The sequence below is a fragment of the Streptomyces sp. NPDC001220 genome, assembly GCF_053597895.1.
The window spans coordinates 108,747-130,991 of sequence record NZ_JBSFJE010000006.1 but is presented as its reverse complement, the minus strand read 5'-3'; the positions used below and the strand labels follow the sequence as shown (position 1 = coordinate 130,991).

Sequence of the window (22,245 nt, the reverse complement as noted above, 5' to 3'; positions counted from 1 at the left end):
TGAGCGCGGCGGCATGATGAGGCGGACCGTCCGCTTCCTGATCCCGTGCGGGCGGTGTTCCTGCCCAGCGCCCCACACGCCCGGGAGTCACGTACTTGTCTGCCTCGCCCCAGGAATCCGCCCCGGTCGCCGTCGCCCTGGTCGGCGCCGGCCCGCGCGGCACCGGCGTCCTGGAACGCCTCTGCGCCTCCGCACCCGAGCTGCTGTCCCCGGGAGCGCGTCTGACGGTCCATGTGATCGACCCTGCGCCGCCGGGCCCGGGCCGGGTCTGGCGTACGGCGCAGTCGGCGGAGCTGCTGATGAACACGGTGGCGAGCCAGGTGACCCTGTTCACCGACGACAGCGTGGAGTGCTCGGGCCCGGTCCGGCCCGGCCCCAGCCTGTACGAGTGGGCGGCCGGTGAGCTGGGCCCCGACGACTACCCGACCCGCGCCCACTACGGCCGCTACCTGGAGTGGGTGTTCGCGAGGACGGTCGCCCGGGCACCGGAGGCGGTCCGCGTGGAGACCCATCGCGGCCGTGCCGTACGGCTCACCGACGACCCCGACGGCCGCCAGACGCTCACCCTCGACGACGGCCGCGCCCTGCCCGGTCTGGCGGCGGTGGTGCTGGCCCAGGGCCACCTGCCGGCGACGGCGACCCCCGAGGACCGCCGCCACCTGGCACACGCCGTCCGGCACGGCCTGCGCCACATACCGCCCGCCAACCCGGCCGACGTCGATCTCACCCCGATCGCCCCCGGCGAACCGGTGCTGCTGCGCGGCCTCGGCCTCAACTTCTTCGACCACCTGGCCCTGCTCACCACCGGGCGGGGCGGCCGTTTCACCCGCTCCCCCGACGGCGCCCTGCACTACACGCCCTCCGGCCGTGAGCCCCGCCTGTACGCGGGCTCCCGGCGAGGCGTCCCGTACCAGGCGCGCGGCGACAACGCCAAGGGCCCGTACGGGCGGCACACCCCACTGCTGCTCACCCCCGAGGTGATCGCGGGCCTGCGCAAACGCGCGGACTCCGGCGAGGCACCCGACTTCCTCGCGGAGGTCTGGCCGCTGGTCGCCAAGGAGGTGGAGACGGTCTACTACACGGCCCTGACCGGCGACCCGGACCTCACCGAGCGCTTCCTCACGGCCGACGGCCGGCCCGCGGAGACCGCCGTGCTCGACGGCGCCCGCGTCCCGGCGGCGGACCGCTGGTCCTGGGACCGGCTCCAGCGCCCGTACGGGGGGCGGGAGTTCGCCGGCCCGGCGGACTGGCACGACTGGCTCCGCGGGCACCTGTACGAGGACGCGGCGCAGGCCGCCCTCGGCAATGTGCGCGGCCCGCTCAAGGCGGCCCTGGACGTGCTGCGCGACCTGCGCAACGAGATACGGCTGGTGGTCGACCACGGCGGCCTGACCGGCGCTTCCCGGCGGGCCCACCTGGACGGCTGGTACACCCCGCTCAACGCGTTCCTGTCCATCGGTCCGCCCCGCCGCCGCGTCGAGGAGCTGACCGCGCTGCTGGCGGCGGACGTGGTGGCGGTGCTGGGCCCCGGTCTGGAGGTGGACCGGGCGGACGGCGCGTGGCTGGCGCACTCGCCCAAGGTCCCCGGCTCGGCGGTCCGGGTGACCACGCTCATAGAGGCCCGCCTCCCGGAGCCGGACCTGCGCCGTACCGCCGACGAGCTGCTGGCCGGGCTGCTGCGCGAGGGCGCGTGCCGCCCGCACCGGGTGGACGGCCACGAGACCGGGGGGCTGGACGTGACACCGCGCCCGTACCGGCTGATCGACCGCGACGGCCTGCCGCACCCGAGGCGGTTCGCCTTCGGCGTGCCCACGGAGGGCGTGCACTGGGTGACCGCCGCGGGCGCCCGGCCGGGCGTGGACTCGGTCACCCTGTCGGACGCCGACGCGATCGCGCGAGCGGTCCTCCGAACGGCCACGCCGGGGGCGGAACGAGGAGAGCGGCGGGGGGCGGCGCAGGGAGTGCGACCGGAGCCGGAGCAGGGAGCGCGACCGGAGGCGGAGCAGCCGGACGCGGCGCGCGGCGCCGGACGGGACACGCCGGTGGCCGCTTAATCCTTTGCGGATTACGCAAACCCCCCGTGAAACTCCTGTCACACCCGCCGCGTACGCTGTATGGCTGACGTCGGGGGGCGCAACAGGACAATCACGGGGGAACCGTCGTGTGGGAAAGCATGGGGTCGCTGGAGGCCGGGCCATGGATATACGCCATGGTGGCGCTCTCCGTGCTGCTTGATGTGTTCCTGCCGGTCCTGCCCAGCGGTGTGCTGGTCATCACCGCGGCCACGGCAGCGGCGGCGGGCACCGGGGCGGCTCCCGGGCGCGTCCCGCACGTCGTACCCGACATCCTCGCGCTGACCTTCTGCGCCGCCGCCGCGTCGGTCCTCGGCGACCTGGTCGCCTACCGGCTGGCCTGGCGCGGCGGGGCCCGCCTGGACCGTGCGATCGCCCGCTCCCGACGGCTGAGCAGCGCGCAGGAACGTCTCGGCGAGGCCCTGTCCCGGGGCGGCGGCGCCCTGGTCGTACTGGCCCGGTTCGCCCCGGCCGGCCGCTCGATCGTCTCCCTGGGCGCCGGCGCCGCCCACCGCCGCGTCCGCGAATTCCTCCCCTGGTCCGCGCTGGCGGGCCTCAGCTGGGCGGTCTACAGCGTCGCCCTCGGCTACCTGGGCGCCCAGTGGCTGGGCGCGACCTGGCTGGCGACGGCGGTGTCGGTGGTGGCGCTGTTCGGGGCGGGAGCGGGCGCGGGGTTCCTGATGCGAAGACGCCCGGCCTGATCCGTACGTCCCCCGGAGCTTCGAGGGCCCGGGAGCGTCCGCGAGCCCCGTGTCCTCAGCCGGCGGCTTCGCGCACCGCCTGCCCCCGCACCTCCAGCCCCCCGAGCAGCGCGGCGGTAGCCTCCGCCACCGCGTCCACCGCCCGCTCGAACACCTCCCGGTTGTGCGCGGCGGGCGCCCGGAACCCGGACACCTTCCGTACGTACTGCAACGCGGCAGCACGGATCTCGTCCTCGGTGGCCTCCTCGGCCAGCTGAGGCGGACGCAGGGTCTTGATACTCCGGCACATGTCCCCAGTCTCCCGCAGTCCCCCTCCTTCCTGCGAGGATCGTCCTGAGGCGGCCACCGCTCCCGGGGCCGACCGACGAGAGGACAGCCCCCCATGACGAACACCCCGAACACCCCGGACAGCCCGGACAGCCCGGACAGCCCGGGCAGCGAGTCCGGTCCCCGGCTCACCGTCGCCGTTCTCGGGCCCGGCGGCGTGGGCGGCCTGCTCGCGGCCCTGCTCTCCCGCGCCGGCCACCGCGTGCTGTGCCTGGCCGGCGAGGACACGGCGCACACCCTGCGTACCGCCGGAATCCAGGTCCGCAGTGCCCTGTTCGGCGACTTCACCGCCCCCGTGGACGCCGACACGGCCCTGCGCGAACCGGTCGACGCCTGCCTGATCACCGTCAAGGCCACCGCCCTGGACGCGGCCCTCACCCGGATCCCGCCCACGGTCCTCGGCGACGCCCTCCTCGTACCGTTCCTGAACGGCGTGGAGCATCCCGCGCTGCTGCGCGCCCGCTACGCCCCCGACCGCGTGGCCCCCTCCGTGATCCGCGTCGAGTCGACCCGCACGGCCCCCGGCCTGGTCGAACACACCAGTCCTTTCGCGGAGATCGACGTGACCGGCGCCAAGGTCCCCCGCGCCCGTCTGGAGGACCTGGCCGCGGCCCTCACCGCGGCCGGGCCGGCCACCCGCGTCCTGGACGACGAGACCACGGCCCTGTGGGCGAAGATGTCGTTCCTCGCGCCCTTCGCCCTGCTCACCACCCGCTACGGTCTCCCCCTCGGCGAGGCCCGCACCCGGCACCGCGACGAACTGGCCTCGCTCGTCGCGGAGACGGCCGCGGTCAGCCGCGCCTGCGGCTCCCCGGTCGACCCGGCCCAGGCCCTGTCCCGCTACGACGCCTTCCCGCCCGCCGCCAAGTCCTCGATGCAACGTGACGCGGAGGCCGGCCGCCCCCTCGAACTCGATGCGATCGGGGGCGCGTTGCTGCGCGCGGCGGACCGTCACGGGGTACCCGTGCCGGTGACGGCCCGTATCGTGCGCGAGCTGCGCGACGCCGGGCACTGAGCCGGCCGGGCGGAGCCGGCTGCGGCGCGGTCACGCCCCCCGCCGGGGCGGGGGGCGACCGGCCGCGGCGGCGCCGCGGCCGGACGACGGCGCCTCACGGCGCCTCCGGCGAAGCGCTCAGCGGCTGTCCCGCCCGGCGGTCCGGGCGGCGGCGATGAAGGAGGCCATCTTCTCGCGGCTCTTGACCCCCGGCGCGGTCTCGACGCTGCTGGAGACGTCCACGCCGTAGGGCCCGAACTCCTCGATGACACCGGCCACGTTGTGTTCGTCGAGGCCGCCGGCGATCACCACCTTCCCCGGGACCTCACCGACCCAGCCGGGGATGTCCTCGAACACGCCGCTGCCCGCGCTGGCGTCGTAGAAGAAGTACCGCAGGGCCGCCGGCTTCTCGGGCGGGGTGCCGGAGGCGAGGGCGAGGTTCGGGATGTCGGCCGTCTCGTAGATCTGGATGATGTCGACGTGCTCGGCGACGGCCGCCGTCTCGGCGTGGGTCAGGGCCACGGCGAAGACGGTGACCCGTCCCCGGGCGTGGTCGGCGAGCGCCACGGCCCGTTCGGGCGGGCAGTACCGCTTGCTCTTCGGGGTCACGACGATCCCGACGGCGTCGTATCCCAGCTCGACGGCCCAGTCGATCTGCTGCTCCTGGGTGAGCCCGCACACCTTCACGAACGTCGGCTGCCGTTGCCCGCTCATCCGTCCCCTGCTCCGTTCTCCCGCCCAGCGGGAACGTGTTCGTGCCGTCGCCCCCCAGGCTCTCATCGCGGGCCGGGGCCGTGCGCGCCGCGCCGTGCGGATCCACGAGCCGACAGGTCGTCAGACCGCGGTTGCCCGTGTGGTCACCGACGTCGGCAACCGAATCAACCTGCCGCCGGTCGCCTCGACTTGACGCGTGTTCCCGGCCGCACCGCGGGGGGCGCGGCCGGTGCCGTGGAGCGCCGGATCAGCGGACCGTGACAGCGCTCGGCGTCCGGTACGTGAGGTCACCACGGGGTCGTCCGGGGCGCGTGGGTCCGTGGGCGGCTGTCGCGGTACGGTGTGCGGCAGTCGATCGCCCGTTCTGTGATCGCTGACCCACGAGGGGGTTTCATGAATCACCGCCGCCTGCGCCACCGCCGCAGAATGATCGCCGTAGCGGTCGGCTCGGCGGGTGCGCTGGCCGTTGTACTGGGTGTGGGGCTGTCCTCGGCGATGGCCACCGGGACGTCGTCCGCCACGCCTGCGCCCACCGCGTCCTCGTCCGCCCCGAGCACGCCCTGGGCACCCGAGAACGACGAGGCGCCGCTGGGCCGCCACAAGGCCCTACAGCCCAAGACCCTCGCGGCCGGCCGCACGGCTTCGAACGCTCTGCAGCTCAAGATGCCCGCGCCGTCGGGGAAGTACAGCGTGGGCATGGTCGGCCTGCACCTCGTCGACAACTCCCGTACGGATCCGTACGTGGGCGGGACTCGCGAGCTGATGGTGTCGCTCTGGTACCCGGCCACCTCCACGTCCGGGCACTACCAGGCGCCGTGGATGCCGTCGATCTCCGGCGCCCACTTCCTCGCCACCCGCGGGCTGTCGCCGCAGCAGGTGACCCTGCCGACCACGGCGGGCCATGTGCTCGCCCCGGTGAACACCAAGCTCGGCAAGCTGCCCGTCCTGCTGTACTCGACCGGGCTGCACTCGGACCGTGCGATGGGCACCGCGCTCGTCCAGGACCTCGCCAGCCGCGGCTACCTCGTCGTCACCGTCGACCACACCCACGACGCCAACGAGGTGCAGTTCCCGAAGAGCCGGCTCGAGGTCAACAGGATGCCGGCGGGCGCCCACTCCTCCGACACGCTCAAGGTGCGCGCGGCCGACATCAAGTTCGTCATCAACAAGCTCAACACGCTCAGCACGGGCGGCAACCCGGACGCCGGCAAGGCCACGCTCCCCTCCGGGCTGACGAAGTCGGTCGACATGTCGCGCATCGGGATGTTCGGCTGGTCGCTGGGCGGCGCGGCGGTCGACACCGCCATGCAGCTCGACAGCCGTATCGACGCCGGTGCCAACCTGGACGGCCAGTTCTTCGGGACGGCGCCGAGCAAGGACCTGAAGCGCCCCTTCATGCTCTTCAGCTCCGGCAGCCACAACCGCAACAACGACTCGTCGTGGCGCACGCTGTGGTCGCACCTGAAGGGATACAAGGTCGACATCAAGCTCAAGGGCGCGGCGCACCTGTCCTTCAGCGACAACGAGTGGATGATCCCCCAGGAGGCGCGCCTGCTCGGGCTCTCGCAGGCGCAGATCCAGCAGCAGTACGGCACGATCGACCCGGACCGCGCGGTCGCGGTCCAGCGCGTCTATCTCGCGGCCTTCTTCGACCAGGAGCTGCGCAAGCAGCACAGCACCCTGCTCGACGGGTCCAGCAGCAAGTACCCGGAGATCTCTTTCGTCCCCTGACCGAACAGCCGGCCGGACAGGTGGCCGGACATCCGAAGGGCGGGTCCTGCTCGTGGGTCCGCCCTTCGGCTCGCCGTGGGCCCGCATGTGCCGGCCGTCGTGTCAGGCGGCCCGGTTCACACGTACGAAACAGGCGTGAAAGTGTGATGGTTATGTAATCGCAGGACGCTAGAGTGTTCGGCCTGTAGAACATTCGGGCGCCCGGCGCCAATTGACAAAGGACCTCCTGCCCTGCCCTCCGCCCCTCGGGCGCCGCGCCGACACCGCACCCGCCGCCGCGCCGATATGCCGATACTTGGCGGGGTGCGCCCGCCGATCGCCTCACTCGTCGTACTCCTGCTGGTGGTCGCCGCCCTGACCATGATCGGCCTCGACGGCATCCGTTCCGCGGGTGTGCCGCAGGCCGTGGCGGACGGGGAGCAGCAGATCGCCGCCGACACCGCGCTGTCGATGCGCACCACGATCGACGCCGAGGCGAGCACGGTACGCCGTACGGCCAAGGCCTACCCGGCGACGAGCGCATCGACCCCCGCGACCACGCTCAAAGCACTGACCTCTGCCAGGAAAGGGATCCTGGGCAGCGCGCTGCTCGACCCGAAGACCGGCAAACTGCTGGCGGCCGGCGGCAAGACGGTGCAGCTCGCCGGGGTGGACGTCGCCAGGACGGCATCCGGGCACGGGGCGATCCCGCCCCGGCTGGTGACGTCGGACGGCACGCGGCAACTGCTCTACTTCGCCAAGGTCACGCTGCCCGCGCAGCAGGAGGACGCCAACCAGGACCAGAACCAGGTCCCCAGCGGGCCCGACCGGCAGTGGCTGCTGGTGGTCTCCGAGACGCTCCACGCCCCCACGGCGTACGGCGACGGACGCACCGCCGAGGTGCTGGACGCGAGCGGCACCGCGCTCGCCACCGCGTCCCACGGCACGGCGTCGCCTGCCGCCGCCGACAGCGGTCTGCCCTCGGCGGCGGCCCGCGCGGCGAAGGGGTCGGGGCATGACACCGACGCCTCGGGAAGCCTGCTGGGCGCCGGCACGGGCAGCCGGCGCACGGTGGCCGGCTGGGCCCAGGTCGCTTCGACGACCGGCCCGGGCGACACCGACGGCCTCGGTCTGGTGGTGCTCACCTTCCGCGCGGTGCCCGCCACGACCACCGCCGTCGACTACTCGGGCTTCGCGCTCCAGGCCGCGGGGGCGCTGGTCGTGCTCGCGCTGCTGCTCGGGCTGGCGCTGCACTTCTTCCTGCAGCGGCCGCTGCTGTGGCTCTACCTGTCCGCCGGCCGCCTGGCCCGGGGCGCGAGCGAGGACGGGCCGGCCGCGTGGGAGGAGCTGTCCCGGCCGGTGCCGGTGAACGGCTTCGGGGAACTGGCCCGGATCGGGCGGGCACTGGAGTCGCTGCGCCGGCAGTTGCTCGGCGAGAGCGGCCCGCAGGAGTTCCCGGTCCGGCGCGGACCGGGCTACCGGGCGCTGGCCGGGATCGGCGTGCTGGTGCTGGTCTGCTGGGCGGCGCCGATGATCTTCATGCTGAACCGGGCGGACACCGCGACCGCGGTGCCGGCTTCGGTCCTCGCCGTCCAGCAGACCCGCACCGAGATCGCGTCGAACCGGGTCCGGCAGTCCCTCGACCAGCTGTACACCGACCTGAGTGACGCGTCCGCGAGTCTGCCGGGCAGCAACCGGGCCGCCCAGACCGAGGTGCTGCGGCGCACCCTCGCCGACCACAAGCAGTTCCGCTCGCTGTACCTCCTGGACAGCTCGGGCGGCATCTCGCTGCGGGTGGGCGGGTCACCGCTGCGCACCATCGTCCACGTGCCCGGCGGCGGCGGGATCACCACCGTCAACACCTCGGGCCGGATCCCGGCGATCGCCGCCTACACCCAGGTCCGGGCCGTCCAGGGCAAGACCCCGGCGGCCGGCGTGGTCCTGTTCGGCGAGATCGACGTGAAGGCACTCAACTCCATTCTGTCCAGACCGAAACTGGGCAGCGTCTGGGTGACGGACGACGACGACAAGGTGCTGGCGGCGAACGTGGGCTACCGCGCCTTCCAGTCGCTGCCCGACTCCGGTCTGAGCCGCCTCGCCCGCGCCACCCAGGGCGCCCCGGGGACCGCGGGGACCGCTACCTCGCGGGTGCTCCGCACGTCCTCCGGCCCCTCCGTCGACGGTGCCGCGCCGCTGGCGCAGAGCGGTCCGACGGCCCGCCTCGGCTGGCACGTGGTGACCGCGGAACCCGCGGCGGCGCTCCAGATTCCCGCGGTACAGGCCGAGCAGCGCACCATGCTCGCGGGCATCCTCGGCCTCACCCTGGGCGCCGCCTGCCTGGGCTGGCTGCATGTCGTGGTGGTCCGGCCGCTGCGCTCGGTCGCGGTGCTCGTCGAGCGGCTCGCCGGCGGAGACCGCCGCACCGTGCTGCACCCGGTCAACCACGACGAGATCGGCTCGGTCACCCGCAGCCTGGAACTGATGCGCCAGGCCCTGGCGGAACGCGACCGGGCGGCCAGATCCGGCCATGCCGCCGGGCCCTCCCCGTCCCTGCCTCAGACCACCCTCCAGCGGTAGAAGGACGGAATCGGCATGCTTTTCCTTTATGTCATAGTCCTGCTGTGCTGCGCCGGGCTGTGGGTCGCCGGAATCGTGGAGCAGCGGCGGCACTTCGCCTCGCTGGAGCAGATACCGACGCGGGTGCTGGTCAACGGCATCCGCGGCAAGAGTTCGATCACCCGCCTGTGCGCGGGCGCGCTGCGCGGCGGCGACCTGGTCACGGTGGCCAAGACCACCGGCACCGCGGCCCGGTTCATCCATCCGGATGCCACCGAGGAGCCGATCTACCGCAAGTTCGGGCTGTCCAACATCGTCGAGCAGATCGGCATCGTGCGGCGGGCGGCGACCTACCGGCCGGACGCGCTGGTGATCGAGTGCATGGCGGTGATGCCCGCGCTGCAGGAGATCAACCAGGAGAAGCTGATCCGTTCCACGATCGGCGTGCTCTGCAATGTCCGCGAGGACCATCTGGAGGAGATGGGACCGACCCTGGACGACGTCGCCCGCTCGCTCTCCCGCTCGATGCCGGTGGGCGGGGTGTGCGTGACGGCGGAGAAGGACCGGCTGCACATCCTCCAGGAGGAGGCCGACAAGCGGAACTGCCGCCTGATCGCGGTCGATCCCGAGTCGGTGACCGACGCCGAGCTGCGCGGCTTCAGCTGGTTCACCTTCAAGGAGAACGTGGCGATCGCGCTGGCCGTCGCCGAACTGCTCGGTGTGGAACGGCAGACCGCGATGCAGGGCATGTGGGACGCGCCGCCCGACCCGGGCGTACTGTCGGTGGAACGTTACGTCACCCCCGAGGGCAAGCAACTGCGGTTCGCCAACGTCTTCGCGGCCAACGACCCCGAGTCGACGCTGATGAACGTCCAGCAGCTGGAGGATCTGGGCGCGATCAGACGGCCCCTCAACGTGGTCATCAACTGCCGCCCGGACCGGGTGGAGCGCAACGGCCAGATGGGCGCGATCGTCCCCGCCCTCGCCGCCGAGACGGTGTTCCTGATCGGCCACCCGACCAAGAGCGCCCGCGATGCGATTCCGGCCGGCTTCACCGGGCGGGTGGTGGATCTCGGGGGCGACCGCCGGGATCCCGAGGAGGTGACCGAGGCGATCCTCGCGGAACTCGCCCCGACTTCCTCGATGGTGGCGATCGGCAACATCCACGGCCAGGGCGAGCTGTTCCTGGAATGCCTCGCCGGGCTGCCGCTGGACGACTCCGAGGATCCGTTCGACGCCGTTCCCCAGGGCGACGGCCTGGACCAGGAGACGATGCAGATCGCGCTGGTCCGGCCGCAGGTCGCGATGGGCCGGCCGCCCGAGCCGGAGCCGTACAGCTGGGTGGCACCGCTGGAGACGACCCACAGCTTCCACATCCCGAATCAGCGGGAACTCGCCCGCCAGTTCGCCGCCCGCCACGGCCGGCCCGACAGTCAGGGCGCCGCAGAGGACCCGCGCCACTCCTACGATCAGCCCCAGTCCACGAGGAACCCGTGATCCCCGCCAACCTCACCGCACAGACCGCCGCACTCGGGATCGCCCTCGGGCTGGTCTTCTCGCTCGTCTGCTACCTGACCACCAACCTCTCCCCCGGAGGCATGATCACCCCGGGCTGGATCGCCCTCACGCTCGTCACCGACGTGCAGATGGCCGGGCTGATGGTCGTTGTAGCGGCGATCACGTACTTCACGACGAAGCTGCTGCAGCGCACCGTGATTCTCTACGGCAAGCGGCTGTTCGCCGCCGTGGTGCTGAGCGCGGTGCTGATCCAGACCACCGTGATGCTCGCCCTCAGCCACGAGTTCCCGCTGCTGTACACATCACAGACCCTTGGCTTCATCGTCCCCGGTCTGGTCTCCTACCAGATGGTCCGTCAGCCGATGGCGGCCACGGTCATCTCGACCACGGCCGTGACGCTGGCGACGTACGTGGTGCTGGTCTCCGGTCTGCTGATCGGCGTCCTGCCCACCGGGTGACCCGCCCACCACCCTCACACCCCGTACTTCCAGGAGGATCGGCCATGCACTCCCACTCCGCCGGCAGAGGCAGCCGCCCGAATCGCCGCGCTCTGCTCGGGACGATCGCGGGCGTGGCGGCCGCCGGGGTGACGGGCGGGTACGCCTGGAACCGCCTCGGGCACGGCAGCAGCGACGACGGCGACGGCACCGCCGCCGACGGCACGGGCGCCGGTTCGAGCGCCGGGAAGCGGACCTTCGAGCGGCTGTCCGCCCCCGACCGCACCGTGGTCCGTGCCGCCGACGGCGGCACCCTCGCCACGTTCACCGACGGAGCCCGTACGGCCGTGCTCACCGGACGCACCCGCAGCTTCAGCGAGCCGCGGACCACCGAGGCCAAGGTGACCACGGACGCCTGGGTGCGGGTGCTGCCGCACGCGTGGCAGCGGGGCATGGAGAAGTCCGCCTGGTTCGAAAGCTGGTTCGGCAAGACGCTCGGCGACACCAGCCCGGACGTCTTCGCGGTGGCGTTCCAGTACAGCAGCGCCGGGGCGCCCGACAAGCACAACGCCAAGGGCGTGCGCTACGCGGGCACCGCGCACTTCGGCCCGCGCAATTCCGAGGTCGACAACCCGTTGGACTTCGCCTACCACGACGAACAGTCCGACTTCTACGACTATCTGGGCGTTCCCTGGACCTTCCCGGACGGCTCCAGCGTGCAGCCGGAGCAGGCCCGCTACGGCGACGTCGACTGCTCCGGCTTCCAGCGTCTGGTGTGGGGCTACCGCATGGGCATCCCCCTGCACAACACCAACACCAAGGGCACCGGTCTGCCGCGCCGCGCCTTCGCCATCGCCGCCTATGGTCCCGGCCGCCTGGTGATCCCGCACACCGGCACGAAGCAGGCCACCGACCTGGGCACCCTGCAACCCGGCGATCTGGTGTTCTTCGCCATCATCAAGGACCGGCCGGACTTCATCGACCACTGCGGCATCTACATGGGCCTCGACGACCAGGGCCGGCACCGCTTCTACTCCAGCCGCTCCGCCGCCAACGGCCCCACCCTGGGCGACCTGTCGGGCCGCTCGCTGCTGGACGGCACCGACTTCTACGCCCGCGGCTTCCGGTCGGCCCGCCGCCTGTGATCACGCCGCCAGTGCACCGCGGCTCCACCTGACCTGCTGATCCAAGGACCACTGCCATGACCGCCATCCCCGCCGCCCGGCCCACCGGAGCGCACCGAGGCCGCCGGGCGGCGAACCGCCGATCCGGCCTGCCGGAAGACGCCCCGCGCTGGGAGCGCCCGGCGCTCGCCGCGGTGCTGGCCGTCGCCACGCTGCTGTACTCCTGGGGCATCGGGCACGCCGCGCTCCACCCCTTCTACGGTGCGGCGATACGGTCGATGGCCGGCAGCTGGCGGTCCTTCTTCTTCGGCGGGCTCGACGTCAGCGGTTCGGTCAGCATCGACAAGCTGCCCGGCGCCCTGTGGCCCGACGCCGTCTCCGTCTGGCTCTTCGGCCCGCACACCTGGGCGGCCGCTCTTCCGCAGGTCGTCGAGGGCGTGCTCACCGTATGGCTGCTGCACCGGATCGTACGGGCCTGGGCCGGGCCGTTCGCCGCGCTGATCGCCGCGCTGGCGCTCACCGTCACCCCGGTCACCGTGGTCCTCAACCGGGCCACCATCCCGGACACCGCGCTCACGCTGCTCCTGGTGGCGGCCGCCGGGGCGCTGCAGAAGGCGGTGCGCACCGAGCGGCTGCTGCCGCTGATCACCTGCGGGATCTGGGTCGGGCTCGCCTTCCAGGCGAAGATGCTGCAGGCGTGGCTGGTGCTGCCGGTCTTCGCCGCGGTGTACCTGGTCGTCGCGCCCGGAGCGCCGTTGAAGCGGGCTCTGCGCGTCCTGCTGGCCGGCGCGGTCGCGCTGGCGGTCTCCTGCTTCTGGGTGCTGATCGCCTGGGCGACGCCGGCGTCCTCCCGCCCCTACCTCGACGGAACGTCCGACAACAATCCGTTCGCCCTGGTCTTCGGCTACAACGGTCTGAGCCGCTTCAGCAGCGACTCGACCGCGTTCGGCGCCGTCGCGGGCACCGCCACCAGCCGCACCACCGGCAACACCGGCTGGGACATGCTGATCAACCAGACGGTCGGCCCCCAGGTCGCCTGGTTCCTGCCGCTCGCCGTGCTCGCCGCGGTCCTCGGCGTCGTCTGGCGCGCCGGTCAGCCGCGAACCGACATGGTGCGCGCGGGATTTCTGCTGTGGGGCGGCTGGCTGGCCGTGCACGCCGTGGTGTTCAGCGCCTCCAACGGCAACCACGCCTACTACATGGCCGTCATCGCCCCGGCGCTCGCCGCGCTGGCCGGCGGCGGGCTCGCGCTCTTCCGGTCGGAGTACGAGTCGTCGTACGAGCCGAAGGACGGGTCGGAGCACGAACCGGAACACGGATCGGAGTACGAGCCGGAGCAGGGATCGGACCACGGGCCGGACCACGGACCGGAGCACGAGCCGGAGCCCTGGTCGCCGTACCTGTCGGCCTACGGTTCGGAGGGCTGGTCGCCGCACGTGTCAGCGCACGAGTCCGAGCACGGGTCGGCGCACGAACCGGAACCCCGGTCCGAGGGCGAGTCGGGCGGCCGCCGGCACCTGGCGCTGCCGGCGGCGATCGTGCTGACGGCGGCATGGGCGCTGGTGCTGGACTGGCCCACCCGGTTCGTCTCCTGGCTGCTGCCGGTCGCCGTGATGCTCGCGCTGTGCGGCGTGGTGGGGCTGTGGACCCGTGGCCCGCGCACCTCCTCGCGGATGGTCCACGCGGCCCTCGCCTCCGGAATCGCGGCCACCCTGGTCGCACCGGCCGGCTGGGCCGCCTCCAGCCTCGACCCGCTCTACGCGGGCGCCGCCACCGCGCCGATAGCCGGTCCGGTCGGCAACGCGTACTACGACAGCGTCCGTCAGCACCACGCTCCGCAGCGGATAGGTCTCGGCAAGCCCAGCGCCCGCGACACCGCCCTGCTCGACTACCTCACCGAGCACCGCCACGGCGAGAAGTACCTGCTGGCCACCCAGGCCGCCTACGGCGCCGAGCCCCTGCTGCGTGCGAAGTCCGAACCCATCCTCGTCATGGGCGGCTTCACCGGCAACACCCCCTTCCCCACCGCCCGGCAGCTCGGCAGCCTCGTCGCCGCCCACCAGCTGCGCTATGCGCTGCTCACCAGCCAGCGCCCCACCACCGCGGTCACCACCTGGGTGAAGTCCCACTGCACCCGCGTCCAGCCCGCCGCCTACGGCCGCAGCGCCGGCGGCAGCTTCACCCTCTACGACTGCAACGCGCGGAAGTGAGACCGCCGGGCCCGCGCCCGGAGCAGCCACTCGATCCCCGCCGACCCGCGGAGCTCTCGGGGCCCGCCTGAGCCGGACGCGGTCAGCACCGCACGTCCGGTTCCGCGGGGCGCCGGGGATCAGCGCTGGTCCCCGGCCACCCGGCCATGCTCGAACACATGAACCCCACGGCCGAACTCGCCACTCAAATTCGAACAGGCGTACCATTGCCGCGTGGCTGCGACCTATGACTTTCCGAGTGACCTCCTCGCCGGTCAGGAGGAGCTGCATCAGGTCCGGGCCGAGCTGTCGGCCCTGCTGAAGCGGCTCCCCTGGTCGGTCGAGCCGCTGGACGGATTCAGTGACGACGGCGGCTGGCGCAAGGTGGAGCGCCCCGCCTCCCCAGGCTGGACCGAGGACGAACAGGCGGAAGTGGAGAAGCTGCGCCGCCGCGAACACGAACTCACGGTGTTCGTCAGTGGCCACCGCTTCTGGGCGGAGATAACGGCACCGGACCGCATGGACGCCCGAAGCCGCCTCAAGCACGCACGCGAGGAGGACTGAGAACACGAGAAGACCCCGGCCGATACGGCCGGGGTCTTCCTCGAAGTGGGCGCGGACGGTTTCGAACCGCCGACATCCTGCTTGTAAGGCAGGCGCTCTACCCCTGAGCTACGCACCCGAGACGATTCGACAGCCTACATCGTCCCGGACTCAGTCCCGCAATTCCGTTTTCCGGGCGGGGCAGGCGGCAGCGGTTCCCATGGGGTCCCGCCGCTCGAGCGGGGTCGAGAGTCGCGCCATCGTCTCCCGATCGCCTCCCGATCGCCTCCCGGCCGGTGAAGTGATCACGAGAACCGCGAACTGACCGACCCGTGTGTTCGTCTTTCCTGGGTGGGAGAATGTCAGCACCGCCAGCACACAGGGGCGCACCGCGGCACGGGAGAGGGAGAAGTGACGGCGACATCGGCGACTTCGGCGGCATCCGAGCCGTGTTCGCGTCCCGTACGGGCCCGGCGCTCCCCGCTCCGGGACGTCCTCGGCCTGATGAGTGTGCCGTTGCTGGCCGTGCTCGTGGTGCCCGGGGCGTTCGCCGGTGGCGGCACCCGGCGGTGGTTCGGGGGGCGGGCCGAGAGTCAGCGGGCCGAGGCCCAGGCGGCCAAGGACGCCGCGGCCGCCGCCTTCTACGAACTGGACACCGCCCAGCGGGATCTGCGGATCTCCATAGAGACCATCTCCGCCGTCGACGACTCGCCGGCCGCCCGTCGGGCCGTCTCCGACTTCGATGCGCTGGGGCGGCGGATCGACGAGGTGAGCAACCGGTACATCGAGGCCATCGACGCCTACGACCTGGACCGGGACGATCTGGAGGCCGCCGCCGCGTCGCGGGCCCGGGGGGAGATCACCCGCGCCAAGGACGAGCTCGTCGGCGTCAAGCGGGAACTGGACCGGTTCGGGGAGTCGCTCGGGCCGCTGCTCGGCAAGGCCGAGACGCAGCTGGCACGGCTGGCGCCCGCCGTGGAGCGGGCCCGGCAGGCGCTGCTGGCCGCCAGCAACGCGCTCGATGCCGTACGGACGACCCAGATCAGGGCCGACGATCTGGCGGCCCGGCTGGCCGCGCTCGCGCCCGAGCTGACCAGGCTCAATCAGGGCGCCGGACAGCATGGTGTGCAGACGACGCTGGAGCGGGCCGGGCGGGTGCAGCGGGAGGCCGAGGCCATCCGGGTGGAGGCCGAGCGGCTGCCGGAGCGGGCCGCCGAGATCGATCACCGGCTGGTGAGCCTGCGGACGCGGGCGCAGGCTCTGACCACCCGGGCCGGGCAGGTGGATCCCGTCCTCAGTGAGCTGCGCCGACGGTTCTCGGCCGCCTGCTGGCAGGATCTCCAGCAGGTGCCCGAGCAGGCCGCGCAGAACGTACGGCAGGCCGAGCTGAAGCTGCGGGATGCGCAGGCCGCGCGGGACGCGCAGAGGTGGGCGGACGCCACCTCGCTGCTCTCCACCGTGCGGGCGCTGCTCAACGGCACGGACGAGGCGGTGTCCGCCGCCGGGGACCGGCTGAGCCGGCTCAACGCCGTACAGAAGGATCCGCAGGCGGAGATCGAGCGGACCCGGTTCGCGATCCGGGACGCGCAGCGGCTGGCGATGGCCGGGCGGACCAGCCCGGATCCGCGGCACGCGCGGCCGCTGGACGACGCGGTGGCGCGGCTGGAGCGGGCGGCCGGGTCGCTGGAGGGGCGTCATCCCGACTACTGGCACTTCCTGACGGAGACGGAAGCGGTACGGCAGTCGGTCGCGCGGGTGGTCGCGCAGATCAGGGAGGACCGGGGCACCGCTCACTGAGGCGTTTGCCGATGACCCGCACCGGGCGGATATTGGAAGGCGACCCGCATTCGAGAGCAGGAGGCGGAGATGGCCTCACACTCACACGTATCGCACCCGGGGACACGGCAGCGGATCATGTTCGACGAGGCACTGCCCGTCGATCACCGCCTGAACAGGATCTACCGGATCGGTGCGGGCCTGATGGGCCTGTTCCTGGTGGCCTTCGGGATCCTCGGGCTCACCAACAACATCGGTTTCTTCGACACGGGCGGAAACACCGCGATCGGCCTGAACACCAACGGTGCGCTGAGCGTGCTGTCGATCTGTGTCGGGCTGCTGCTCTTCGTGGGCATGGTGATCGGCGGGAACTTCGCCTCGACGCTGAACATGGTGCTCGGCGTCCTGTTCATCCTGAACGGCTTCCTGTTCCTCGGCCTGCTCGGCACCGACTCGAACTTCCTGGCCTTCGGGATCCAGAACGTGCTGTTCAGTTTCGTGGTGGGCCTCGTGCTGATGGTGTTCGGAATGTACGGCAGGGTGAGCACGAACCTGCCACACGACAACCCCTACTGGCGGGCCCGCCACCCCGAGGCGGAGGAGCAGGCCGGATCACGGACTCAGGTGCCGTAGAGACCGCGGTCGTGCGGCCGAGGGCGCAATTCTGAGGTGCAGCGATGCCCGTCACCGCCCGCCGCTCCCGTTAGCCTGTCCTCATGCCCCGCTACGAGTACCGCTGCCGCGCCTGCGGCGACACGTTCGAACTGTCCCGCCCGATGGCCGAGTCGTCCGCTCCGGCGGCATGCCCCGAGGGGCACGAGGACACGGTGAAGCTCCTGTCGACGGTGGCGGTGGGAGGCACCGCGTCCGCGCCCGCCGCCCGCTCCACCGGAGGCTCCCAAGGGGGCTGCTGCGGCGGCGGCTGCTGCGGCTAGCCCTCCGTACGGACCGTCTTCAGGAATTCCCGCAGGATCCGTTCTCCGGCGAGCACTCCGCGCTCCGGCAACGCGACCACGGCCGGCCCGGCCCATCCGGCGTCGGCCAACTCGCCGTGCCCCGGCCGCCAGCCACGGTCCGCGGCCAGCAGCAGGTCGGCGTCGAGCAGCGAGTCCCCGGCGGCCAGCGTCAGCCCGGCCCCGGTCCGCCGCGCGACCTCCCGCATCGCCGCGCTCTTCGTCAGCGGCTTCGGCACGGCGTAGATCTTCCGCCCCTGCAGCGACACCGTCCAGCCGCGGTTCTCCGCCCACACCGCGAGGCTCTTCACCCACTCCTCGGGCAGCAGCTCCCGCTCCACCACCAGGTAGGTGAACAGGTCCTCGGCGACCCGGAGCTTGCGCAGCCACACCGGGTCGGCGTGCTCGGCCAGATACGCCTGCACCTCGTCCAGCGGCGCGCACTCGTCGGCCAGCCGCGCCAGCACCCGCCCGTGCCAGTCCCCGTCGGACACCCCGTCGACCAGCAGATGGCCGCCGTTGGCGCAGATGGCGTACCGCGGCGCCGGCCCCGGCAGGTTGATCCGCTCGTACTGCTTACGGGTCCGGGTGGTCGTCGGCACGAAGACGGCCGCGTCCCCGAGTTCGGTCAGCAACCGCGCGGACGTCTCGGTCAGGTACGACAGCGGCCTGCTCTCGTGCACCTCGACACAGAGCAGCCGGGGCGCCCGCGCGTCCGGCATGGTCAGGGAGAGCGCACCCGCCGAGTAGATGAGCGTACGGTCGAGATCGCTCGCCACCAGCACCGCCATCAGACGTTCACCGTCCTGCCGTCGGCGCCGGTCGCCCCGCGCGTGAATTTGGGATGGATCAACCCGACACAGGTGTAGGGCAGTTCGCCGACCTCCTCGACCGGCACACCGCGCTGCTCGGCCAGCAGCCGCACGTGGTCGAGGTCGGCGCCCGCCCCGGCCCGCGCCAGGATCTTCCAGGGCACCCGGCGCAGCAGCACCCGGGTGGTCTCCCCGACGCCCGGCTTGACGAGGTTCACGTCGTGGATGCCGTACTCCTCGCTGATCCGCTCGACGGCCGCCCAGCCCTCCCAGGTCGGCGTGCGGTCGGCGACGGCCAGCTCCTTCACGGCCGCGTCCACCGCGTCCACGACCTCCCCGAACCGGGCGGCGACCGCGTCCAGGAAGGCCACCGACACATCCGCCCCAGCCAGTTCGCGGTAGAACTTCGCGCCGTGGAAGTCGTCGGGACCCACCAGGTCGGCCCGCAGCACGGTCCGCGAGATCAGCCCGGAGACGGTCGAGTTGAGACAGGCGGAGGGGATCAGGAAGTCCTCCCGGGTGCCGTACGTCCGCACGCACGACCCGGGGTCCGCGAGCACCGCGATCTCCGGGTCGAACCCGGAGACGCCCTCCCGCTCCTCGAACTCCTCGACCGCGTCGGCGAGTTCCCGGGTGATCGCGCCCTTCCCGGTCCAGCCGTCCACGAAGACCACGTCCCGCGGGTCGTGGTGCGCGGCCAGCCAGCGCAGCGCGTTCGCGTCGATACCGCGGCCGCGCACGATCGACACGGCGTAGTGCGGCAGCTCGACGCCGTACCGGAACCGCGCCCAGCGGCGCATCAGCACGCCCACCGGAGTCCCGGCGCGGGCCAGCGAGACCAGCACCGGCCGGGCCGCCCGTTCGGCCAGCACGGTCTCCGTCACGACCCCGACGGCCTGCGCGATGCGGGCGGCCGAGGTCTCCAGGGCGGCGTGGAAGAGCGCCTGGTACCGCTCGCTCGGCTGGTACTCCACCGGCAGCGACTCCGCGTAGTGCGCGCCGCCGCTCTGGATCGCCTCCTCGCGTTCCTCGGTGGGTGCCTCCAGGGTGACGTCCGAGAGGTCCTGGAGCAGCCAGCCGACGTCCTCCGGCGGGTACGAGGAGAAGGCGGGGCCACGGAGGGGCTCGGGCAGCATGGCGGGGCTCTCTTCGGTCAGCGCGGGGACGTACGACGGTACAACCGCGAGCAGGACATGCGGGGCATGCGCGCCGAGCCGGGCCAACAGGCCGTCCGGGGCGTGGAGTTCGGGGGTGTCGCCGGCCGAGTCGACGAAGACGACCACCGCGTCGAAGCCGGCGCCGGCCACGTTGTACGCGTAGCGCTCGCCGGGGCCGTCGGCGGGGTTGTCGTGGGCCGGGAAGACGAGCCGGCTGCGGATGGCGTAACCGGGGTCGTCGACGGCCAGCACGGGTGAGCGGGTGGTGGTGGAGTACCGCACCTCGGCGGCGACGAGGGGCTCCAGTTCACGGGCGACTCTGAGGGGGGCGTACATCAGCTCCTCGAAGCCGAGGGTGAGTACGCGGCGGGCGTCGGGGGGCAGGGCCTCGGCGAGGCGCGCGGCCATGGCGGGGAGGGCCGCTTCCAGGCGTATTCGGTGAGCCGGGGTGAAGCCGTGGCGCCCGCCGTCGGGGAGGCCGTGCGGCCAGTGCAGGTCGATACGGGTGACGGTGAGGTCGTCCTTCGCCTGCGGGCCGGTGGGGGCTGGTCGCGCCCACGCGGCGGTAGCCGCAGGTTCGACACAGCCCCGCGCCCCTGGGTGGGGAGACTGGTCGTCGGCCTCAGGAGCCACCCCGGGAAGGGGCGCGGGGAACTGCGCGCTCAGCCCGGACGGCGCCGCACCCGGCTGACCACCTGCCGAGGCACTCTCCTCGTACCGCGCCACCAGCTCCTGCCCCTTCTCCAGCACCCCCGCCGGCAGGCGAACGGTGCCGGAGGCGCCGGCCACCAGGTCCACCCTCGCGCCGATCTCACCGGCGAGATCCGCGAGGCGCCCCGCGTCCGCGGGCGACCGCATATCCACCAGAGCCACCACGACGTAACGTTTCCGCGGATAACGGGCGTGCAGGTCCCTGATCGTGTTCAGGATCGTGTTGCCCGTGGAGAACTCGTCGTCGACCAGGACCAGCGGGCCCTCGCCGGAGAGCAGCGCGGGGTCCTCGGGGAGCAGCAGGTGGGACGTCGCGTGCGAGTGGGACTCCTCGAAGCCCCCCGCGGGCTCGACCCCGGCGACCGGCCGGCGCGTGGAGTGCAGGTACGGGGCGAGGCCGATACCGTCGGCCACCGAATGCCCGAGGCCCGTGGCCGTCTCGGCGTAGCCCACGACGACCGCCTGCCCGGCCTCCGTCTCGCCGAGGAGGTCGCGTACCCGGCGGCCCAGACCGAACCCGTGGCCGTACACCACCGCCGGCGACTGGGGCACGTGCTTGCCGAGCACGTTGGAGACCAGCAGGTGGGCCCGCTTCGGGTTGCGGCGCAGGGCGAGCCCGAGGAGGGCCCGCAGACCGTCGTCGCCCACGAGTTCGACGCCGAGCCGCTCGGCGACCCAGCTACCGGACCAGTCCCCGCTGTTCACTGCGATGTTCATGCGCTTCCTGTGTCGTCCCCTAGGCCCGTCAGCCGGGGATTCCGGCGGCGAGCAGCTCCACGAAGCCGACGTCCTCGTTGGCCACGCCGAACACCTCGGCCCGCAGCATGGTCCGCTCGGCCCAGGCGCGGTGCGGTTTCACCTCGTTCATCTTGTTCGTGTACGCCGAGCGGAGTACACCCCCGCCGCCCCGTTCCGGCCGCAGGATGTCCTGGGCGTCGCAGAACTCCTCGTGACTGACGACCGACAGCGCGTGCACGGGGATGACGTGCGAGGGGTGGATGCAGGTCTTGCCGAGCAGCCCGTTGGCCTGGTCAAGGGAGATCTCTCTCAGCAGGCCGTCCATGGCGTGCTCGATGAGCCGGTTGCGCAGTTCCACGGCCTGCTCCTCCAGGAAGGGGCTGGTCCGCAGCATCGGCTTGAACATGCGCTCGGGCACCCGGAAGTACTCCCAGACCGGCCCGGTCACCGTGAACCCGGTGCCGTCGGCCCGTCCCAGCATGTTCACCACGTCGGCGATGACGGAGGCGATGATCTGCACGTCGTAGGCGGTCATGTCGGGTGCCCGTCGCAGCCCGTACGACGAGCAGAAGTCGGTCACGCCCAGGCGCAGCGCCAGCACCTTGTCACGGTACTTGTCGACGGCGCGGGCGATGCCCTCGAGGGCGTCCACGCGCGTCTCGCGGTACATGAGCTCGGGTGTCTCCAGGACGGGCATCCCGAACAGCCGGCGGCCGCTGCGCGCCTCGGCGCCGTCCAGGGCCTGCAGGAAGGGGATGCCGCGCTCCTCGGTGAACTTCGGGAACACGAAGCCGGACAGCAGTGACACGCTGTCACCGAGCCGTCGTACGAGATCGGGGATCTGCTCGGGCTCGCGGACCCGGATGAAGAGCAGCGGCGGCTCCACGCCCTCCCGGACCCGGGCGGCCAGGTCGGCGAACTGCCGGACGAGGTTCTCCTCGCCCGCCACCACGTCCTCGTCGCCGATGGAGTCCTCCAGGCACAGCACCATCGAGACCACGCCGAGTCCCGCCTGTTTGACGATGTCGTCGGCGAGCCGTTCCCGGGTGGCCGGGCTGTACAGCGTGGCGCCCAGGGCCGCGGAGAGCAACCGGGCGGAGGAGTCGGCGGTGAACTCGCACGGCTCCTGGTGGAAGAGGCGCTGGCGCACCTCAGGTGCGATGTGCCCGAAATGACGCATAGAACTCCCCCGTGGCGTGGGCCTAGCCTGTGG

18 protein-coding genes and 1 tRNA gene are annotated in these 22,245 nt (G+C 72.4%); 13 read left to right on the top strand and 6 right to left on the bottom strand.

Going from position 1 to position 22,245, the window contains the following annotated elements:
• Positions 1-95 precede the first annotated feature (95 nt).
• Together ACWDGI_RS16365 and ACWDGI_RS16360 are read left to right on the top strand one after the other, a co-directional pair.
• Positions 96-2,054, top strand: coding sequence for an FAD/NAD(P)-binding protein (locus ACWDGI_RS16365; protein ID WP_450759504.1), 1,959 nt, complete (start codon positions 96-98; stop codon positions 2,052-2,054).
• 107 nt (positions 2,055-2,161) lie between these two features.
• Positions 2,162-2,773, top strand: a complete 612-nt coding sequence (locus tag ACWDGI_RS16360; RefSeq protein ID WP_450759502.1) for a DedA family protein — start codon at positions 2,162-2,164, stop codon at positions 2,771-2,773.
• A gap of 55 nt (positions 2,774-2,828) precedes the next feature.
• Here the strand turns inward: ACWDGI_RS16360 and ACWDGI_RS16355 are convergent, their stop codons facing one another.
• Positions 2,829-3,062 carry a DUF2277 domain-containing protein gene (locus ACWDGI_RS16355; RefSeq protein ID WP_360486953.1) on the bottom strand — a complete coding sequence of 78 codons (234 nt, stop codon included), beginning with the start codon at positions 3,060-3,062 and terminating at the stop codon, positions 2,829-2,831.
• A 93-nt stretch (positions 3,063-3,155) separates the two neighbouring features.
• Between ACWDGI_RS16355 and ACWDGI_RS16350 the strand changes: the two genes are divergently transcribed.
• Positions 3,156-4,115 carry a ketopantoate reductase family protein gene (locus ACWDGI_RS16350; RefSeq protein WP_450759500.1) on the top strand — a complete coding sequence of 320 codons (960 nt, stop codon included), beginning with the start codon at positions 3,156-3,158 and terminating at the stop codon, positions 4,113-4,115.
• A gap of 117 nt (positions 4,116-4,232) precedes the next feature.
• Here ACWDGI_RS16350 and ACWDGI_RS16345 read toward each other — a convergent pair whose 3' ends face one another.
• Positions 4,233-4,808 carry a phosphoribosylanthranilate isomerase gene (locus tag ACWDGI_RS16345; protein WP_450759498.1) on the bottom strand — a complete coding sequence of 192 codons (576 nt, stop codon included), beginning with the start codon at positions 4,806-4,808 and terminating at the stop codon, positions 4,233-4,235.
• 393 nt (positions 4,809-5,201) lie between these two features.
• On the opposite strand from ACWDGI_RS16345, the gene ACWDGI_RS16340 reads away from it, so the two are divergent.
• The 7 genes from ACWDGI_RS16340 to ACWDGI_RS16310 all read left to right on the top strand — a co-directional run bounded on the left by ACWDGI_RS16340 (position 5,202) and on the right by ACWDGI_RS16310 (position 14,906).
• Positions 5,202-6,539 carry an alpha/beta hydrolase family protein gene (locus ACWDGI_RS16340; RefSeq protein WP_450759496.1) on the top strand — a complete coding sequence of 446 codons (1,338 nt, stop codon included), beginning with the start codon at positions 5,202-5,204 and terminating at the stop codon, positions 6,537-6,539.
• 303 nt (positions 6,540-6,842) lie between these two features.
• Positions 6,843-9,095, top strand: coding sequence for a HAMP domain-containing protein (locus tag ACWDGI_RS16335; protein WP_450759494.1), 2,253 nt, complete (start codon positions 6,843-6,845; stop codon positions 9,093-9,095).
• A 15-nt stretch (positions 9,096-9,110) separates the two neighbouring features.
• A complete protein-coding gene (gene pgsB / locus ACWDGI_RS16330) occupies positions 9,111-10,571 on the top strand; it encodes a poly-gamma-glutamate synthase PgsB (protein ID WP_450759492.1) in 1,461 nt (486 codons plus the stop codon).
• Positions 10,568-11,050, top strand: a complete 483-nt coding sequence (locus ACWDGI_RS16325; RefSeq protein ID WP_450759490.1) for a poly-gamma-glutamate biosynthesis protein PgsC/CapC — start codon at positions 10,568-10,570, stop codon at positions 11,048-11,050. Before pgsB ends, ACWDGI_RS16325 begins: the two co-directional genes overlap by 4 nt.
• 44 nt (positions 11,051-11,094) lie before the next feature.
• Complete coding sequence (locus ACWDGI_RS16320; RefSeq protein WP_450759488.1) at positions 11,095-12,174, top strand: NlpC/P60 family protein; 1,080 nt, start codon at positions 11,095-11,097, stop codon at positions 12,172-12,174.
• 56 nt (positions 12,175-12,230) lie between these two features.
• Complete coding sequence (locus tag ACWDGI_RS16315) at positions 12,231-14,363, top strand: glycosyltransferase family 39 protein (RefSeq protein ID WP_450759486.1); 2,133 nt, start codon at positions 12,231-12,233, stop codon at positions 14,361-14,363.
• Between the two features lie 213 nt (positions 14,364-14,576).
• On the top strand, positions 14,577-14,906 hold the full coding sequence (locus tag ACWDGI_RS16310) for a hypothetical protein (protein WP_450759484.1): 330 nt from the start codon (positions 14,577-14,579) through the stop codon (positions 14,904-14,906).
• Positions 14,907-14,952: 46 nt separating this feature from the next.
• On the opposite strand, the gene ACWDGI_RS16305 is transcribed toward ACWDGI_RS16310, so the two are convergent.
• Positions 14,953-15,024, bottom strand: a tRNA-Val gene (locus ACWDGI_RS16305).
• A 365-nt stretch (positions 15,025-15,389) separates the two neighbouring features.
• On the opposite strand from ACWDGI_RS16305, the gene ACWDGI_RS16300 reads away from it, so the two are divergent.
• The 3 genes from ACWDGI_RS16300 (at position 15,390) to ACWDGI_RS16290 (ending at position 17,596) form a co-directional block, all read left to right on the top strand.
• Complete coding sequence (locus tag ACWDGI_RS16300; RefSeq protein WP_450759482.1) at positions 15,390-16,682, top strand: hypothetical protein; 1,293 nt, start codon at positions 15,390-15,392, stop codon at positions 16,680-16,682.
• 69 nt (positions 16,683-16,751) lie between these two features.
• The gene (locus ACWDGI_RS16295) at positions 16,752-17,294 is read left to right on the top strand and encodes a DUF4383 domain-containing protein (protein ID WP_450759480.1); all 543 of its coding nucleotides are present in this window, start codon (positions 16,752-16,754) and stop codon (positions 17,292-17,294) included.
• Between the two features lie 83 nt (positions 17,295-17,377).
• Positions 17,378-17,596: an FmdB family zinc ribbon protein gene (locus ACWDGI_RS16290; protein ID WP_450759478.1), complete on the top strand. Its 219-nt coding sequence runs from the start codon at positions 17,378-17,380 to the stop codon at positions 17,594-17,596.
• Here ACWDGI_RS16290 and ACWDGI_RS16285 read toward each other — a convergent pair.
• From ACWDGI_RS16285 to ACWDGI_RS16275, 3 genes are read right to left on the bottom strand one after another with little or no spacing between them, the layout of a single operon-like run.
• Positions 17,593-18,405 (bottom strand): HAD family hydrolase, encoded by an 813-nt coding sequence (locus tag ACWDGI_RS16285; RefSeq protein WP_450759476.1) that lies wholly within the window; start codon positions 18,403-18,405, stop codon positions 17,593-17,595. The two genes, ACWDGI_RS16290 and ACWDGI_RS16285, sit on opposite strands and share 4 nt — an antisense overlap.
• On the bottom strand, positions 18,405-21,011 hold the full coding sequence (locus tag ACWDGI_RS16280; RefSeq protein ID WP_450759474.1) for a phosphoribosyltransferase: 2,607 nt from the start codon (positions 21,009-21,011) through the stop codon (positions 18,405-18,407). Before ACWDGI_RS16280 ends, ACWDGI_RS16285 begins: the two co-directional genes overlap by 1 nt.
• Positions 21,012-21,039: 28 nt before the next feature.
• Entirely contained in the window at positions 21,040-22,212 is a 1,173-nt protein-coding gene (locus ACWDGI_RS16275) for an HpcH/HpaI aldolase/citrate lyase family protein (RefSeq protein ID WP_450759472.1), read from the bottom strand.
• Positions 22,213-22,245 lie beyond the last annotated feature (33 nt).

Coding starts and splice junctions, on each gene's coding strand:
- ACWDGI_RS16355 (WP_360486953.1), bottom strand. CDS start 3,062: ATGTGCCGGAGTATCAAGACCCTGCGTCCGCCTCAGCTGGCCGAGGAG.
- ACWDGI_RS16350 (WP_450759500.1), top strand. CDS start 3,156: ATGACGAACACCCCGAACACCCCGGACAGCCCGGACAGCCCGGACAGC.
- ACWDGI_RS16345 (WP_450759498.1), bottom strand. CDS start 4,808: ATGAGCGGGCAACGGCAGCCGACGTTCGTGAAGGTGTGCGGGCTCACC.
- ACWDGI_RS16340 (WP_450759496.1), top strand. CDS start 5,202: ATGAATCACCGCCGCCTGCGCCACCGCCGCAGAATGATCGCCGTAGCG.
- pgsB (WP_450759492.1), top strand. CDS start 9,111: ATGCTTTTCCTTTATGTCATAGTCCTGCTGTGCTGCGCCGGGCTGTGG.
- ACWDGI_RS16320 (WP_450759488.1), top strand. CDS start 11,095: ATGCACTCCCACTCCGCCGGCAGAGGCAGCCGCCCGAATCGCCGCGCT.
- ACWDGI_RS16315 (WP_450759486.1), top strand. CDS start 12,231: ATGACCGCCATCCCCGCCGCCCGGCCCACCGGAGCGCACCGAGGCCGC.
- ACWDGI_RS16300 (WP_450759482.1), top strand. CDS start 15,390: ATGAGTGTGCCGTTGCTGGCCGTGCTCGTGGTGCCCGGGGCGTTCGCC.
- ACWDGI_RS16295 (WP_450759480.1), top strand. CDS start 16,752: ATGGCCTCACACTCACACGTATCGCACCCGGGGACACGGCAGCGGATC.
- ACWDGI_RS16290 (WP_450759478.1), top strand. CDS start 17,378: ATGCCCCGCTACGAGTACCGCTGCCGCGCCTGCGGCGACACGTTCGAA.
- ACWDGI_RS16285 (WP_450759476.1), bottom strand. CDS start 18,405: ATGGCGGTGCTGGTGGCGAGCGATCTCGACCGTACGCTCATCTACTCG.
- ACWDGI_RS16280 (WP_450759474.1), bottom strand. CDS start 21,011: ATGAACATCGCAGTGAACAGCGGGGACTGGTCCGGTAGCTGGGTCGCC.
- ACWDGI_RS16275 (WP_450759472.1), bottom strand. CDS start 22,212: ATGCGTCATTTCGGGCACATCGCACCTGAGGTGCGCCAGCGCCTCTTC.